Origin of the sequence: Pasteurella oralis (assembly GCF_002850605.1) — a bacterium.
GTDB classification, from domain to species: Bacteria; Pseudomonadota; Gammaproteobacteria; order Enterobacterales; family Pasteurellaceae; genus Pasteurella; species Pasteurella oralis.
In genome coordinates this window covers 179,859-195,155 of record NZ_NXGB01000002.1, presented here as the reverse complement: position 1 = coordinate 195,155, position 15,297 = coordinate 179,859, and the positions used below count along the sequence as shown (strand labels likewise).

The 15,297-nt window shown below is 37.7% G+C and carries 15 protein-coding genes and 1 tRNA gene; 4 read left to right on the top strand and 12 right to left on the bottom strand.

All coding sequences use genetic code 11. The features are described 5' to 3' along the window. Nucleotides 1–35 precede the first annotated feature (35 nt). Together C0975_RS03375 and C0975_RS03370 are read left to right on the top strand one after the other, a co-directional pair. Nucleotides 36–1,430, top strand: a complete 1,395-nt coding sequence (locus C0975_RS03375) for an MATE family efflux transporter (protein ID WP_101774986.1) — start codon at nt 36–38, stop codon at nt 1,428–1,430. Continuing rightward, nucleotides 1,430–2,479, top strand: a complete 1,050-nt coding sequence (locus C0975_RS03370) for a Gfo/Idh/MocA family oxidoreductase (protein WP_101775166.1) — start codon at nt 1,430–1,432, stop codon at nt 2,477–2,479. The genes C0975_RS03375 and C0975_RS03370 overlap by 1 nt, the downstream gene beginning before the upstream one ends. A gap of 139 nt (nt 2,480–2,618) precedes the next feature. On the opposite strand, the gene pyk is transcribed toward C0975_RS03370, so the two are convergent. Further along, complete coding sequence (gene pyk / locus C0975_RS03365; protein ID WP_101774985.1) at nt 2,619–4,058, bottom strand: pyruvate kinase; 1,440 nt, start codon at nt 4,056–4,058, stop codon at nt 2,619–2,621. 247 nt (nt 4,059–4,305) lie between these two features. Between pyk and C0975_RS03360 the strand changes: the two genes are divergently transcribed. Together C0975_RS03360 and C0975_RS03355 are read left to right on the top strand one after the other, a co-directional pair. Further along, nucleotides 4,306–4,382: transfer RNA gene (locus tag C0975_RS03360), tRNA-Val, on the top strand. A 241-nt stretch (nt 4,383–4,623) separates the two neighbouring features. Continuing rightward, entirely contained in the window at nt 4,624–5,871 is a 1,248-nt protein-coding gene (locus C0975_RS03355; RefSeq protein ID WP_101774984.1) for a tyrosine-type recombinase/integrase, read from the top strand. 38 nt (nt 5,872–5,909) lie between these two features. On the opposite strand, the gene C0975_RS03350 is transcribed toward C0975_RS03355, so the two are convergent. Genes C0975_RS03350 through C0975_RS03300 form a run of 11 tightly spaced genes read right to left on the bottom strand, consistent with a single transcriptional unit; the run spans nt 5,910 to nt 15,291 of the window. After that, nucleotides 5,910–6,650: a hypothetical protein gene (locus C0975_RS03350; protein WP_101774983.1), complete on the bottom strand. Its 741-nt coding sequence runs from the start codon at nt 6,648–6,650 to the stop codon at nt 5,910–5,912. After that, entirely contained in the window at nt 6,650–7,150 is a 501-nt protein-coding gene (locus C0975_RS03345; protein ID WP_101774982.1) for a hypothetical protein, read from the bottom strand. Before C0975_RS03345 ends, C0975_RS03350 begins: the two co-directional genes overlap by 1 nt. 8 nt (nt 7,151–7,158) lie before the next feature. Then, nucleotides 7,159–8,334, bottom strand: coding sequence for a hypothetical protein (locus tag C0975_RS03340; RefSeq protein WP_101774981.1), 1,176 nt, complete (start codon nt 8,332–8,334; stop codon nt 7,159–7,161). 7 nt (nt 8,335–8,341) lie between these two features. After that, entirely contained in the window at nt 8,342–8,704 is a 363-nt protein-coding gene (locus C0975_RS03335; RefSeq protein WP_101774980.1) for a hypothetical protein, read from the bottom strand. Nucleotides 8,705–8,716: 12 nt separating this feature from the next. Continuing rightward, nucleotides 8,717–9,376 carry a hypothetical protein gene (locus C0975_RS03330; protein ID WP_101774979.1) on the bottom strand — a complete coding sequence of 220 codons (660 nt, stop codon included), beginning with the start codon at nt 9,374–9,376 and terminating at the stop codon, nt 8,717–8,719. Between the two features lie 3 nt (nt 9,377–9,379). After that, complete coding sequence (locus C0975_RS03325) at nt 9,380–9,859, bottom strand: enoyl-CoA hydratase (protein WP_101774978.1); 480 nt, start codon at nt 9,857–9,859, stop codon at nt 9,380–9,382. Next, nucleotides 9,856–10,458, bottom strand: coding sequence for a hypothetical protein (locus C0975_RS03320; RefSeq protein WP_101774977.1), 603 nt, complete (start codon nt 10,456–10,458; stop codon nt 9,856–9,858). Before C0975_RS03320 ends, C0975_RS03325 begins: the two co-directional genes overlap by 4 nt. A gap of 8 nt (nt 10,459–10,466) precedes the next feature. Then, nucleotides 10,467–12,485, bottom strand: coding sequence for a phage tail protein (locus C0975_RS03315; protein WP_101774976.1), 2,019 nt, complete (start codon nt 12,483–12,485; stop codon nt 10,467–10,469). Beyond that, nucleotides 12,478–14,460 (bottom strand): hypothetical protein, encoded by a 1,983-nt coding sequence (locus tag C0975_RS03310; protein ID WP_245853292.1) that lies wholly within the window; start codon nt 14,458–14,460, stop codon nt 12,478–12,480. The genes C0975_RS03315 and C0975_RS03310 overlap by 8 nt, the downstream gene beginning before the upstream one ends. Continuing rightward, on the bottom strand, nt 14,453–14,839 hold the full coding sequence (locus C0975_RS03305) for a hypothetical protein (protein ID WP_101774975.1): 387 nt from the start codon (nt 14,837–14,839) through the stop codon (nt 14,453–14,455). The genes C0975_RS03310 and C0975_RS03305 overlap by 8 nt, the downstream gene beginning before the upstream one ends. After that, entirely contained in the window at nt 14,839–15,291 is a 453-nt protein-coding gene (locus C0975_RS03300) for a hypothetical protein (protein WP_101774974.1), read from the bottom strand. The genes C0975_RS03305 and C0975_RS03300 overlap by 1 nt, the downstream gene beginning before the upstream one ends. Between the last annotated feature and the right edge of the window lie 6 nt (nt 15,292–15,297).

Genomic DNA, 15,297 nt, shown 5'->3' with positions numbered 1-15,297 from the left:
AAATATCTAATTATTATAACAAACTCGGAATTTTTATGAAATTTATAGATTTTAATGCGTATCAAGTTGAAGCAAAAAAACTAATTTTAATTGCATTACCTATTCTTATGGCACAAGTTGCACAAAATTCAATGGGATTAGTTGATACAATTATGTCTGGACGTGTCAGCTCTGCTGATATGGCTGCAATCTCAGTTGGGGCTTCTATTTGGTTTCCTTTAGTCCTTTTTGGACATGGTTTATTGCTCGCCCTACCCCCTACTATTTCTTATCTCAATGGTTCAGGAAAACGTGATCAAATCGCTCATCAAGTTCGCCAAGGTATCTGGATCATTTTATTTAGTTGCTTACCTTTAGGTTTATTGATTTATTACAGCAACTTAGTATTTGACTACATGCAAGTTGAAGAACATCTAAAAAGTATCACGATCGGTTATTTACACGCGATGATATGGGGATTGCCTGCTTATTTACTGATGATAAATTTTCGTTGCTTAAATGATGGAATTGCTAAAACTAAACCCGCTATGGTCATTACGTTTCTTGGCTTAGGATTAAATATTCCTCTCAATTATATTTTTATTTATGGAAAGTTAGGTATTCCTGCATTCGGTGCCGTTGGTTGCGGTATTGCTACAGCTATCGTAAATTGGTTTATGTGTATTTTGATGATCCTCTATTGTAAAAATGCACGTAATCAACGTGATTTAAAAGTATTTGACAAGATTTTTGAAAAACCTGATTTCACTACTTTAAAAAAATTACTCAATTTAGGCTTCCCTATTGCTGTTGCACTTTTTTGTGAAGTCGCGTTATTTGCTTTAACTGCGTTATTACTCTCCCCACTAGGTACTGATATTGTTGCAAGTCACCAAATTGCATTAAATACCAGTTCATTTTTATTTATGTTACCAATGTCGTTAGGCATGGCTGCCACAATTCTAGTTGGTCAACGTCTAGGAGAAGGTTCAGCGGATAAAGCTAAAAAAGTATGTTATTCTGCATTAATTGTAGGTTTATTAATTGCAATGATCACAGCGACTATAACGGTAATTTTCCGTGTCGAAATAGCTAAAATCTTCGTCAAAGATGCTCAAGTTATAGCAATGGCGGGAACCTTATTACTACTTGCCGCGCTCTATCAATTCTCAGATACAGTACAAGTTGTTGCTGGTGGCGCATTACGTGGTTATAAAGATACCAAAGCGATTTTATATATTACATTATTCTGCTATTGGGTAGTTGGCATGCCTATTGGCTACACATTAGCACGTACTGATATTTTAATGCCTGCATTAGGCGCAGAAGGCTTTTGGATTGGTTTCGTTGTGAGCTTAACTATTGCTGCGGTTCTATTAATGCTTAGAATGTACAAAATTCACACTCAACCCGATAATCTTTTATTTACTCATTTAGAGAAGTTGAAATGATGGAAAAAATAATCAATGTCGCCATTGCAGGCTTTGGTATGTCTGCTAAAACATTTCATACACCATTTTTAGATCTCGATCCTCGCTTTCAAATAAAAAAAATATTTGAACGGACTAGTGAACTTGCAAAAATTGATTATCCTTATGTAGAAGTTGTGCATGATTTTGAATCATTATTAACGCCTGACATTGATCTTGTCATTATTACAACACCAAATCAAACACATTATCAGTTAGCCCAAAAAGCAATTCTAGCAAGTAAACATGTCATCGTTGAAAAACCACTGGCGATTACTGCACAAGAAGCAAAAGTACTAAATGAATTGGCTCACAAGCAAAATGTCATATTATCTGTTTATCAAAATCGTCGCTGGGATAATGGTGCATTAACGGTGAAAAAACTTATCGCAGATCATTTATTAGGTGATATTGTTGAGTATGAAATTCGATATGAACGTTTTAGCCCATATAAAAATAAGAAAGCATGGAAGGAAACAGGCGAATTAGGAACAGGATTAGTATATGATCTTGGCGTTCATCTTATTGATCACGTCATCGATTTATTTGGAATTCCGACCGCACTTTATGCTGATATTACGAAACAAAATGCTGAAAGTGGTAGTGACGATAGTTTTAGAATTACATTCTATTACTCAGATAAAAAAGTGACGATGTCTTCAACTAAATTTGCAAGAGAACAAGCGCCACACATCATCTTGCAAGGAAAATTAGGATCATATATAAAACCCAAGCTAGATAATCAAGAAGCACTTTTAATTGCAGGCATAAAACCTAAAGGAAATTGGAATCAAGAGATAGAACAAGATTGGGGAATTTTACACACAGAAATAAATGGTTCTGTGATACGTAAAAAAATTGAATCTGAACGAGGCAATTATCAAGCTTACTACGATAACATCTATGTCGCACTAACAAACTCTGCACAACTGATAGTAACAGCACAGCAAGCATACCAAGTATTATTGTTGATTGAAAAAGCCTACGAAAGTGCTCAAAAAGGTCAGAAAATAGCAATAAACTTAAATTAAAGTAGTAAAAGCGACCCTTGCAAAAATAAGGTTTTTAACACTAACAGCGAAAATCCGCCTTCAAAAAAGTAGATTTTAGTTGACAATAAAAAAACGGTGAGACAATTTTATCTGCACCGTTTTTTATAACACAATTTAATTACTCAACAACTAATGTACGGCAAGTATTTGTACCACTTGCTAATAATTCATCACCCTGTGTTAATAATACTAAATCACCAGCAACTAAAAAGCCTTTCTCTTTTAATAACTGGATCGCAGCGGCTGCACCTTTTGAATTACGACTCACTTCATCAAAATAGACTGGTGTGACACCACGATATAGCGCACAGAGATTTAATGCATCCTGATTACGTGATAGTGCAAAAATTGGTAAACCTGAACTAATACGTGACATAAGAAGCGCTGTACGACCAGTATGTGTCATTGCAATAATTGCTGCAACGCCTTTCATATGGTTTGCAGCATACATTGCAGATAACGCGACAGATTCTTCAATGGAATCAAATTGAACATTCATACGATGGCGAGATACATTAATACTTGGCATTTTTTCAGCACCTAAGCAAACTTTTGCCATTGTTGCAACCGTTTCTGCAGGATACTGCCCTGCTGCTGTTTCTGCTGAAAGCATTACTGCGTCTGTACCATCTAATACTGCATTAGCTACATCCATCACTTCTGCACGAGTTGGCATTGGGTTGCTAATCATTGATTCCATCATCTGTGTTGCAGTAATCACTACACGGTTTAATTGACGAGCACGACGAATTAATTTTTTCTGTACGCCAACAAGCTCAGGATCACCAATCTCAACACCTAAGTCACCACGAGCAACCATGATAACATCTGACGCAAGAATAATATCGTCCATTGCTTCAGTATCTACAACTGTTTCAGCTCGTTCTACTTTAGCAACAATTTTTGCATTTAATCCCGCTGCATTTGCTAACTCACGAGCATAATTTAAATCTGCACTTGAACGAGGGAAAGAAACTGCTAAATAATCGACACCGATTTTAGCCGCTAATAAAATATCGTTTTTATCTTTTTCAGTTAACGCATCAGCAGATAAACCACCACCTAACTTATTGATTCCTTTATTATTTGATAATGGACCACCAACAGTTACCTCAGTAAATACTTTTGCACCTTCAGTAGATAATACTTTTAACTGAACACGACCATCATCTAATAATAAAATATCACCCGGTACAACATCTTGTGGTAAAGTTTTATAATCTAAACCAACGCCTTCTTGCGTGCCCTCACCTTTAGGTAAGTCAGCATCAAGAACAAATTTATCACCAATATTTAAGAAAATTTTACCATCCTTGAAGGTAGAAACACGGATTTTAGGACCTTGTAAGTCACCTAAAATAGCAACTGTTTTACCCAGTTTCTTTGCAATCTCACGCACTTTTTCAGCTCGACCAATATGGTCCTCTGGTGTGCCATGAGAAAAGTTCATACGAACAACGTTAGCGCCAGCCATGATAATTTTTTCTAAGTTATTACCACGCTCTGTTGACGGTCCCATTGTACATACAATCTTCGTTCTTCTTAGTCTTCTAGACATTACCTACTCCGTAAATGATATAAGTTATAAAATATTGATCTTAGCTTTCTTTACATAAATCAAGATTGCAAGAAAAAACTGAGCAATATTATACGCTGAAAATAAAATTAGATCGAGATCGCAAATTGGAAATTCCCCGTTTTAGTTAAAGAGGAGGTGATTATTTTTTTACCACTCAAAAAGCAAAATAGAAAAAATTCTTGTTTTATGTTTTAAAAGCTTATATGATAACCCCGCTTTTCACGATGCGACTATAGCTCAGTTGGTTAGAGCACCACCTTGACATGGTGGGGGTCACTGGTTCGAGTCCAGCTAGTCGCACCATTTCACTTTCCAAACCTATCCAAAACAGTCCAAAATTTCCAACAAAATCAATGATAAAGCCATAAATCACATACAAATCTTTCCAAAATGGTCCAAAACATTCCAATACTATCCAACAATTTTGGTATTATATTTGGTATTACATTTTTAAAAATTTGGTATTACGTTGTCCTAAAAATGGGATTTTTGAAATGTAATACCAAAAACTTTGGAAAACGTAATACCAAAATAGGGGAAAGATATGGCAAAAACAGTTAAACCGCTCACGGTCACAGAGATAAATAATGCTAAAGCAAAGGAAAAAGACTACTATCTATCCGATGGCCATGGACTACTTCTTTTCATAAGAAAAAGTAGTTCGAAAAAAATATGGCGTTTTCAGTATTACAAACCTTTTTCTAAAAAGAGAACTATCATAAGCTTAGGTAATTATCCGGAGTTATCTTTAGCTGCTGCTAGACAAAAACGTGATGAATACCGCTCTTTACTTGCTCAAGATATAGACCCACAGGATCATGTTTTTGAGGCGTCTCAGAAAAAATTACAAGAAAAAGAATTTACACTAGCTGCAATAGCGAAGAGTTGGCTTAGACTCAGAGAAAATGAAGTCAAAGCAGGAAAATTAAAACAAGACACATTTGATGATATAAAAGATAGGTTGCAACGTCATCTATTAGATGTGGTTGGCCACTACTCTATCTATGACATATCCGCACCACTCATGATCTCGAAATTGCGCAGCTTAGAAAAAGAGGGCAAATTAGATACGCTACACCGTATTATTGGTTATCTGAATAATATTATGATTCACTCGGTCAATAGCTCAATTATACCAAGCAATCCGACTGCGGATATCGGAAAAGTATTTATTAAACCTGTTCATGAAAATAACCCAACAATTCTATTTGATGAGTTGCCAGAATTTTTTGAAAAACTAAGAAATTCTAAAATCACACTTGATACGAGGTGTGCAATAGAACTAACGCTACTAACAGCAATGCGTGTAGGGTCCGTCACACAAATGGAATGGAGCGAAATAGATTGGGAAAACGCAGTGTGGGAAGTACCAAAATATAAAATGAAAGGAAGAATTGGTAAAGTGCAAGATTTTATTTGCCCATTATCAAAACAATCGCTCGCTATACTTAAAACAATGAAGAAAATTAATGGACACAGACAATATGTTTTCACCAGTGTGCAAAATGTACACAAGAATATGAGTAGAGATACACCGAACAAGGCAATTAAGCGTATCGGGTATCAAAATAAACTCACCGCACATGGATTACGTTCTATTTTTAGTACTGAGATGAATGAAAGAGAATTTAATGCAGATATTATTGAAGTGTGTCTTGCTCATTTCGAATATTCGACAGTGCGTGGCACATACAATAAAGCAAAATATTTAACACAAAGAAAAGAATATATGCAAGCATGGGCTGATCTCGTAGAAATGCAGTCTAACGGAAATGCTATATTTAATGAATAAAGGGCTAAACGCCCTTTTATCTAAGTTTCACATCAAGCCTATTTTCTATATTGAGATTTCATAAATTGCAGATAAGGATCATTTCCATATTGCTCAACCTGTTTTCTACTCATTTCCTGAATCTTTCTAGAGAAGATATCATTCTGAGCTTTTTTGAGCGCACCTTCATCATTGGCATTAATCATTTTGGGTTCTTCAACTGTAGGTAATGGTTGCATACTAGGCTCTTGAATAGTTACTGGTGACTTTCTGAGTGGCTCTACAACAATGTTGTAACTAGATATCATTTGCTCCCCATATTTTCCAGACATCACTTCATTTCTAATTCTGTCATCATTAGCAATGCGATCATTTTGTCCGAGCAATACGCTTCTTTGTTGTTTTAATTTATCAATCTCGTCTTTTGATAAGCCTTTCGGATTTTTTAATTGATCATCAATTTCTCCTATCCTGTTTTTATTTTGATTAAATGCTTCAAGAACTGAATCAAATTCATTTATAAACTTTTTCTCTGGTGAACTTCCATTTTTTGCACTCTGTCTCGCACTGAAAGCTATTTCAGAGATTCTGTTCTTATGCTTTATCCCTTCCATTTCTTTTTCTTGTTCAAATCTCTTTTCATTTAAAGCAAGATCATGTGCGCGACCTTTTTCACTTTCATCAGCATAGAACTTGAACTTTCTTTCATCCGCTGCTTTTTTCCAACCTTCATCAGCAACTTTTACCATTCCTGTACCAAGACCTTGAGCCATAGCAGCCAAAATTCCACCAAATCCCATTACATACCTCCCATTTGTTCTTGAGGAACACTACCGCTTATTTGTGATTGTCTTTGTTGTTCAGCTTGTGAGATTTTTTGGATCATATCAATGTATTGCTGTTCTTCCTCAGGTGGAATCATGCCATCTGACATATCGCCAAATAACTCTAATGCTCTAAGAAGAACATCAATAAAGACATCGTCTAATTCATCTTCTGGCACTCCCATTTGTTGAAGCAGGTTCATGCCAATATCTTTAGCAACTTGTAACATAACTTGCGGTGGAATTGTTTTACCGTTTTGTCTAGCAGCTTGAAGATTAGAAACCATTGCTGTTGCGATCAAGTCAGCTACACCCTCTACTGGTCCTTTTTCTTGAATACGCTGCGCTGCAACTTCTGCAATAGCTTTCATGGAATTATCCATAAGAAACTGATACATCTGCTGCATTCCACCTTGTTCTGCTTGAGGTTGCGCTTGTGGTGATTGTTGTTGTGCCATTGAATCTAAAATACCCATAATTACTCCTATTTAACTGTAATATTGTTCCAAAGGTTTTGGATTGACGGGATTGCATAGTAAGGTGGTTTTTTATGACCATCTGAATTGTATTGATTTGCTCTACTAATTATTGTAGATAGGATACCCTGATTAGCTTCATCTTCCTTTCTACGCTTTGCGTCCTCAATGCCAGCTTGTCTTATCTTATCTCTCTTCTCTTTTAAATAGTGTTCACCCTCTCTTGTTCCAAATGTCTTGATGGTTTTTTCTAATGCAGCATTTTCATTCATTATATTTGCAATTGCACTGCCAGTGCCGAGTGGATTTTGCGTTACAATGTCGGCAGCACTACCTAAGGCACTTCTTGCTGCGTTATCCCAAGTATCAAATGCTCCATCTTTTGTTTTAAAATAACCATCTCTTGAGTTGTATGCAGAATCGTACATAGCTTTTTGTGTTGCATTTAGATCGTTTCTATTTGATTTTCCCGCAACGGCATTTGCAATACCACCTGCATTAGAAGAGGCTAGTCCAGTTAGCGCACCGGCAATCTGCCTACCTGCTCCCCCGCCAATTAAACCAGCTACCGCTTCGGCAGCAGTAGAAGCACCCATGCCGCCTGCGGTATTACCTATTGTGCGACGATTTTTATCAGCAATGAAATCTTGTTCTGCTAATTGTTCGTAATATTTGAAGTTCTGATGATTTAGTGCATTTGGATTTCTAGGATCAGGAATGCGGCTCATTGGTCCTTGAGGGTTATAGTTGGATTTATTGAAAGCTGAATATTTTTGCGTCATATTAGCCAACAACCCCTCACCAATCTTTTGACCAGTCAGCGTTCGTGGTTCAGACTGAGAGCGCCCAACAAGACTGCCTCGACCAGCGCGCGCAACTGAGCTAATAGAACTGCGACTATAGCTATTAAATGAATTTGTATAACCTTGATCGCGCCCGTAACGATTCAAGTGGCTATTCATTCTATCTTTAGTGCTTGTGTAGCCATTACCAGAATCATGCTCTCGCCAGCCTTCACGATCATTATCTGATAATTGCTCACCAGATGGATTGTAAGCTGGGTGATCTGGTTCTAATCGATTATATGAATTATCACTATCATTATTGCGACCAGAGTCACGGGAACGAGATTCTCTATCTTCCTGCTCAGCCCAGCCGCCATTTGTACTGTCAACATATCCCATAAATCACCTACATCACTTTTTTATTATCTTCGGCCCGTTTCTTAATTTCAGTTAAAATACCACCATTTGCAAGGTTGGGAGTATTATCAACTGTTAGTCCGCCGTATCCAAAGTCTGTCTCAGGCACTTTAGAATACTTGGATTGCAATTCATCTTTTAAATTTAAAAGCTCTCGCTCTTTGCGCATTAAATCCTTGTTTGCTTCTTTTTGCGCAAAATAACTACCAACTCCTGCTAATGTATTACCAATTAAGTTGGTAGCAACTTTATTATTTTCCATCCAACTCGCAGCACTGCCAATCCAACCAGCATTTTCACCTTGAGAAAATGCCCCTGTTATTGAATCCCATGCATTATTCCAAAATGACATAACTATTCTCCTCTACTGCATTGTAATTGTAGGGACATTAAGACTTGGGAAATTTATCCAGTCTTTATGTGTTGTCGGTACGTGTTGCATAAACTTGCTCATAAATGCCAGTTCAGAATCTCGACTCGCTTTTAATTGCTCAATCGCTCGTTTCTTATCTTCCTCTTTCATTTGAGTATTATTTAAAACAGCTGCAATTTGCGCATCAAAGTTATTTGTAATTTGCATCGCGAAATCGATGGATTTTCCAATTGTATTTGCATTAACTTGTGCGCCAAGCTCTTTCATTGCGTTATTGTGTGTAAGTTGAGCCATGCCTCGTTGATGCGCATGCTCAGTATCAATCTGTGAAATTGGCATGACTGCATCAATCATTGCGCGCTGACTTGCCTCGACCCCTAATGTTGAATTTTGCAGACCTCGACTTGCCGCCATACGCTCTCCTTTAGCTGCGGCAGAATTCATCAATAATGAATTGCTATTTAAGTTTTTTGCTACATTTTCTGCCATTGTATTTTGAGGGTTGCTAGGCTGTGCTTGGTTGCTTAATGCAGGTGGATTCTGTGGTGTTTGTGTTGTTAATGTTGGTGAGGGCGAAGGTGATAAAGTTTGGGGTTGTGAAGATTGTTTGTTTTTATTAATTGCCTCGCTCATTGTATTTAAAATTCCCATGCTTTACCCCCTGAATATTTCGTTTAAATCATTTGGACTGAATCGCCAGCCTTGATCGTTACTTTTAATAGCATTAAAACACCATTCTGAACAAAAGAACTTACTGCGCTTTTGCTTAATTCCCAGCACTATGCCGAGTGCACCCCACCAGTCATACTTGCGCCCTTTGGTGTGCGCGAAATAGGACTTAATTTGCGCTACCGTGACACCGTGCAACTCAAGCAAATCCCACTTGTCACGGTCTAACGTCATATTTTTACACCGTACCCCACCATCACGGATTGAGGAAGAGTAACAATCATAAGTGGTAATAGGGTAAGGGTCTCCACTCACAAACTCGTGCCGCTCAATAGCAATCTCGCAGTGGCTATATTGCCCTTTAGTGAGTTTGCGCGTTAGCCAATCCGACAAGCGGGCCGCAATCGCTTTGGGTATCCAGCCTGATTTTTTGCCTTTATACAAGGCTAGGTAGATTTTTGTCATTGTTGTGCCTCCGCAATTTTTTGCATTTTTAAAATAATATCATCATGAATGCGTTGTAATTCTTCATCTGTAAGCTCTTCATGTTTTAACTCATACTTACGCATACGCTGTACCGCGAGTTGTTCTTGCAATGTACGCAATCCTTGAGCTTGTTTAAGAATTAAAAGCGTTGCAGATTTGTTATCAAGTCCAGCGACTGTTGCAAAACTTGAAACATAAATACTGACATCACCAGCAAAGCCTGCTTCTTTAAATGCAACAGCTGCTGCCTCTCGCTCTTTGTATTCCTCTGCAAAGCGAGTCCATTTAGCACTTATACTAGCTGCGGCATCATCAATGCTATCAACTAGTTTTTTAATAAATTCACGTTTAATTTCAGAGCATTTTTTTTCATCTAAAATCCATTCATGACCATTCCATTTGTGTAATTCTGTTGGCTGTTTATCAACTAAAATATACTGCTCTTGATAAAGAACAAGTTGTCTGCTATCAAGCTCCAGCTCGTTTTCAATATCAATTTCAATAAAATCATTGATGTTGTTTGGTTTAGGAAAGATTTGATATTGATTTAAGTCACTCTTTAAAAAATAAACTTTCATGCTTACACCTACGCTGCTGTGATTTTTTTCAAATACATACTAGATATGTCAATAATTTTAATCTGTGTTGCACTCACAAGCTCAATTTTACAGTTTTTCCAGCTACCAACATGTAAAGCTGCATGTAAATATTTACGACCAGACGTATTAATAAGCTCTTTATCGACAAATACCGAGACGGTATATGTATCGACATTCTGCTGTAGTGAATGGCTTTGAGATACCTGTAAATAAAAAATAAGAGTCTTGTTTAAAATAGACTCGGATAACTCGATGATGTTTGTCGAATGTTGCGTGACGTTCCCAGACCAAACAACACTACCTTGATTATCTTCATTTAATTGACGCTCAATCGCTTGAATCTTCAGTGAAGTTCGCTCTTTATTTTGATTGAAAGATTCTTCGAGTTGTTGTGTTTTAGCGCTGACTTGTTGAATATTTTGCGCTAAAGCAGATGCATCTAAACTTCCAACATTTTCAACAACCCCATAAGCTTTAATCCAAAACTGAACATCATCAAAACTATTTCCTACCTTAATGCACAATTTTAATACGATAGATCTAGGTCTGTTCTCATCAGCTGTTGGCACTACGCGCGATGCATCGAATTTAATATCTTTTCCTCGATACATATGATTTGATGTGTAGAATGAATATCTATTGCTACCAATATCTTCTGCTACAAATGCGCCCGATGCCTCTGTGTATAAAACTGATTTTCCATTATAGTTTGCATCAACACCACCAGTGATATTACGAATTGCATCTTCTTGGGTTTGTCCTACACTCAGCCCATTTCCTGCATTCCTAACAAATCTATCTTGTGCTTTGGGTACGGCAGAAATAGAACCATATTTTCTGACTAAATGTTGATAAAGTTCGGGGTATGTTGATGGTGTCACTTGCGTTGCAATATTATCAAAATAAATCCATCCATCAGGAATATCGTCAACTGCAAAATAAGCTGTCATCCCAACATCTGATCGTTTAAGGTTGGGTAATTTATTTTTATTGCCTAACGTGCGGTATAAATCAGGGTAGGTTTGTGATGAAAATGTTGAGCCATCACACTTTAAGTAGCCGGGTGGGTGGGTGATTTCTTTTGGGAAGGCGATAATACTGCCTAATGGCACACCCTTCCCTGCTAATTCTTTATTTAATTCGCCAAGCGCGAACTCAGAAGCGGCCTTTGACTTATCAATGCCATCAATTTTGTGTGAGAGCATTGTTTGTCCAGACGTTGTGTCTGTTGCTCTTGTTGTTGCAGTGCCGTGTACTTCTTTTAATGCTTTTGAAGTCGCTGCTGTAGATTCACTGTCGCTATCAATGTCATTTGACAAAGAAACCACCCCATCTTGTCCCAGTGTGGCTTTGGGAACATTTAAGATGTCAGACCATTCTTTTTTGCCTCCTGAAAGGCTTTCTGCCCTTTCAGCCGACTTTCTGGCTTTTTGTGCATAGTGATAAGCAGAGAATGCACCATCTTTAACTTGCTCATCCTCTGGATTTGTAGACCATTTTCTTGCTAGCTGTTCAGACTCATGAGCTAAATCTTTAGATGAGCTTGCTGACTTAGCAAATCCTACAATTTCATTGGATTTTTGAGAGGCAATATTTGCCGAGTTTAACGCATTCGACGCTTGCTCAGTTGCAGTTTGGGCGCTCAATGTTGCCAACTGCGCTGAGTTTTGCGCCTGCTCTTTCGCCTTTTCTGTAGCTAGAGTGTTCTGTGAAACCTGTAATGTATTTTGAGCCACCTCTTGAGCTTTCTGAACAACAGTATCTTTATTTTTTTGCACTGAATTTTCAGCGTTTTTTAACTGACCGTATGTGACAGGATGATTGTCTTCGGTTGGTTCGGTGATGACAAAGTTTTCTGCAAAGCCTTTTCCGTCATTTCTCAATGCGGGGATTTTTTCTAAGTGTGCTTGCACTCCGTCAAATTCTTCAGCGACTGCATTTCCATCTGCTTTTGTGTAAGGCGCAAAGTCGTGCTTACGTTGATATTTTTCTGCTTGTTCAGACACGGTAAAACCTCCGTGGAATAAAGTTAAGAATTAGACCTGTTAATTCGAACTGAGGCGAGTATAGAGAACTGCCAGTAAATGAAATAGATATATTTCTGCTATAGCCTGCTAAATGAAGTGTTGGAGTTGAATAATCCTCCGCAGACCAGAGAAAATCATTCCAGAGGTTTTCATTCCAGCGTCCACCATCACCAGTAGCGCGAATATCTTTAGCTAAGTGGGGGGCATGGATATCTGCGTTATAATCAAGATCAAAGCGATATTGAAGGTTGAGTATACCTTTAGCGGTTGCTTGTAGTTCTGCACTTTTCCAGCTTTTAATATGGACTGGCGAACCGCAATGATTGAATGCCATTTTTACCACCCAATCAATAGGCTTGCCTGAAAATGAGTAGCATTTATCAGACTGGCGATAAACTTTACCATCATTAAATGCAAGAAATGTATTTTCCTTGCTTTGCCACACACCTTTTACTTTTTCTGGATAACTGAAATAAGAACAACGCGTCTGTCCATCAGGTAGTAGCATCATACAAATGTGAAGTGCACTTTCAGAATAAAATCGAATCTGATTAGATTTAGCTTTAGTTGATGAATATACGATGTTATTCTCAATTGGCTTAAACCCAAGCTTACGACTTGAATCGGTTTCACTTAGTTTAAAATCACCAAACTGCTCTGTTTGATCTACGCGGATAATTCCGTGTTGACTAACTGCAATTGGCACAAAAACAGTTTGTAATGTGCCAGCTTTAATGCCTACTGAGGATACGTCTTTTAATACCCAATCTTCGCGAGTTGAGCCATAAAGCGCAGTTACTTTGTGGCGACAGCCAATCAATAAAACACCGCCAACGGTAGATGAGAGTGCGGTAATCTCATCCCCTACACTGAATTGCTCAGAACCCAAAATAACAGACCATTTGGTAGGCTTACCAACAAGAGAATGCCCAAATTGACCACCTTCAAATGATACAAATAAATGATTTCTGTGGGCACAAATGTGAACAGGTTTTTTGGTATGTACCGAGATTGGAACAATTATTCCGTTAGGGCGAATTTCAATAACTTGCTCACCATTACACCCATAAGCGTACTGTGTGTAAGGGCTTCCGTAGAAGTTATGATATATAAATTGCCAAGACTTACCTTTTGATAAAATAACCTTGTCACAAGATTGTACTTTTGCAGCAACTCTATTGGAAATACTAATATTACTATCAACATCAAGATTAACAGAGGTGACAATAAACCCCGTCTTATCATCAGCAGATAATACAGCAGACAGGATGTTACTTTTTATTTGACCAGAGGAGAATTCAGTACCATCCATTAGATCTTTAGGCTGGGTGATTTCTTTTAATTGAACAACATAGGTCTGTTGTGACTCCTGCCAACCATTCTCGTTTGTAAAAAATACACCGCATTTTTCTTCCTGATCACGAAATGCAATTATTTTTCCATCTAACTCAACCACACCAAGAACAACGTCAACGCCTGGAACGGGTTTGACATTATCTACGCCAACCTGAAATGCCTTAGCTTGATACTCTTGATATTTAATGACATCACCAGAATCAATTAAAACATTAGAGGTGAGCGTATATGAAACATTATCTAAGTTGAATGTTGCGCCACTTTGTGCATTTAGCTTACCTAAAGTGGCAATAGTAATGAGATTTTCATTTGCCGCAATAATCCAACAATCTTTGTTAGTTAATTGGATTTTTTTTCCTATAATATTTTGCTCAACACTTTGCTCAATAGTGAAATAAAAGTGATTCATTTCTGATGGAGTGGTTTTTCCATCGATACACTCAAATCCTTCAATGCGGGAAAATCCACCCTCAAAGTTAGGCTGAACATTTAACGCCATGATTGCTTCGCTGTTAGCTTTAACAATTGGTGGCGTGGTTAAATCCATGCCACCACTAATTGCAACAAATTGTGATTGAATCTGAGGGATCTTAACCAAAATAAATACCCTCTAAGAAATCTCGACAAAATAAATGCAGATATTTATCCCATTCGTTTTGCGCTCGAATAATCAACTCTTGGGCGTTTTGTGAAATCGCCACACCTTGCATTGCATAAAAAACGATTGCTAGATGGTATCGCTCTGGAATGAAAGGTGTATCAGTGGATACATTCAAGATTTGGATATTCTCTTTTGAGAAATTTTCCTTCCAAAAACGCTTATCCCAATCTCTTATAGTTTGAATATCATTCCATGCCTCACGAATTGCATTCACATATTCAAGACTACGGCCACGTTGATTGGTGACTTGCGCAGGACCTTCGCCAGTATCATTCATTTCTTGACGAAGGCGTTGAGCAAGTTGTAGAAAGTTCATTAATCTACATATCCTAAGAAAGCGATATTGTAACGAGGCACAAAAGCCTCATCCAGTGAACCATCTCTATTTTGGCTGTAAGTCTGATCACCAGCGTTAGATAATAGTTTGAAAACAGACTCTGGAACTACAACCTCTTTGTTTCGCTGAATTAATGCATCCCAATCATTGATTGACACATAAACATCACTGCGATCACCATTAGACTCGGCAATCTTGATTTTTACTTTCTTTTGCTTACTAAGTGGCAAGCCTGCATCATCAGATAAGCCAGAGGGCACAGGAGGCTTATCCTTGCCGTTATCGCGTTCTAAGCCGTTTGCTTTTTCATACTCAAGAATAGCTTCAGTAAGATCTTTTTTCGTTCCGTCTTTTTCAATGCCGCAAACTTCACGAAGGTGAGCTTTCAATTCTTCAGCTTTTGAATTTAATGAGATAAATGGATATGACATAATTTT

Coding starts and splice junctions, on each gene's coding strand:
- C0975_RS03350 (WP_101774983.1), bottom strand. CDS start 6,650: ATGGGATTTGGTGGAATTTTGGCTGCTATGGCTCAAGGTCTTGGTACA.
- C0975_RS03375 (WP_101774986.1), top strand. CDS start 36: ATGAAATTTATAGATTTTAATGCGTATCAAGTTGAAGCAAAAAAACTA.
- C0975_RS03335 (WP_101774980.1), bottom strand. CDS start 8,704: ATGTCATTTTGGAATAATGCATGGGATTCAATAACAGGGGCATTTTCT.
- C0975_RS03320 (WP_101774977.1), bottom strand. CDS start 10,458: ATGAAAGTTTATTTTTTAAAGAGTGACTTAAATCAATATCAAATCTTT.
- C0975_RS03325 (WP_101774978.1), bottom strand. CDS start 9,859: ATGACAAAAATCTACCTAGCCTTGTATAAAGGCAAAAAATCAGGCTGG.
- C0975_RS03370 (WP_101775166.1), top strand. CDS start 1,430: ATGGAAAAAATAATCAATGTCGCCATTGCAGGCTTTGGTATGTCTGCT.
- C0975_RS03345 (WP_101774982.1), bottom strand. CDS start 7,150: ATGGGTATTTTAGATTCAATGGCACAACAACAATCACCACAAGCGCAA.
- C0975_RS03305 (WP_101774975.1), bottom strand. CDS start 14,839: ATGAACTTTCTACAACTTGCTCAACGCCTTCGTCAAGAAATGAATGAT.
- C0975_RS03355 (WP_101774984.1), top strand. CDS start 4,624: ATGGCAAAAACAGTTAAACCGCTCACGGTCACAGAGATAAATAATGCT.
- C0975_RS03340 (WP_101774981.1), bottom strand. CDS start 8,334: ATGGGATATGTTGACAGTACAAATGGCGGCTGGGCTGAGCAGGAAGAT.
- C0975_RS03300 (WP_101774974.1), bottom strand. CDS start 15,291: ATGTCATATCCATTTATCTCATTAAATTCAAAAGCTGAAGAATTGAAA.
- C0975_RS03330 (WP_101774979.1), bottom strand. CDS start 9,376: ATGGGAATTTTAAATACAATGAGCGAGGCAATTAATAAAAACAAACAA.
- pyk (WP_101774985.1), bottom strand. CDS start 4,058: ATGTCTAGAAGACTAAGAAGAACGAAGATTGTATGTACAATGGGACCG.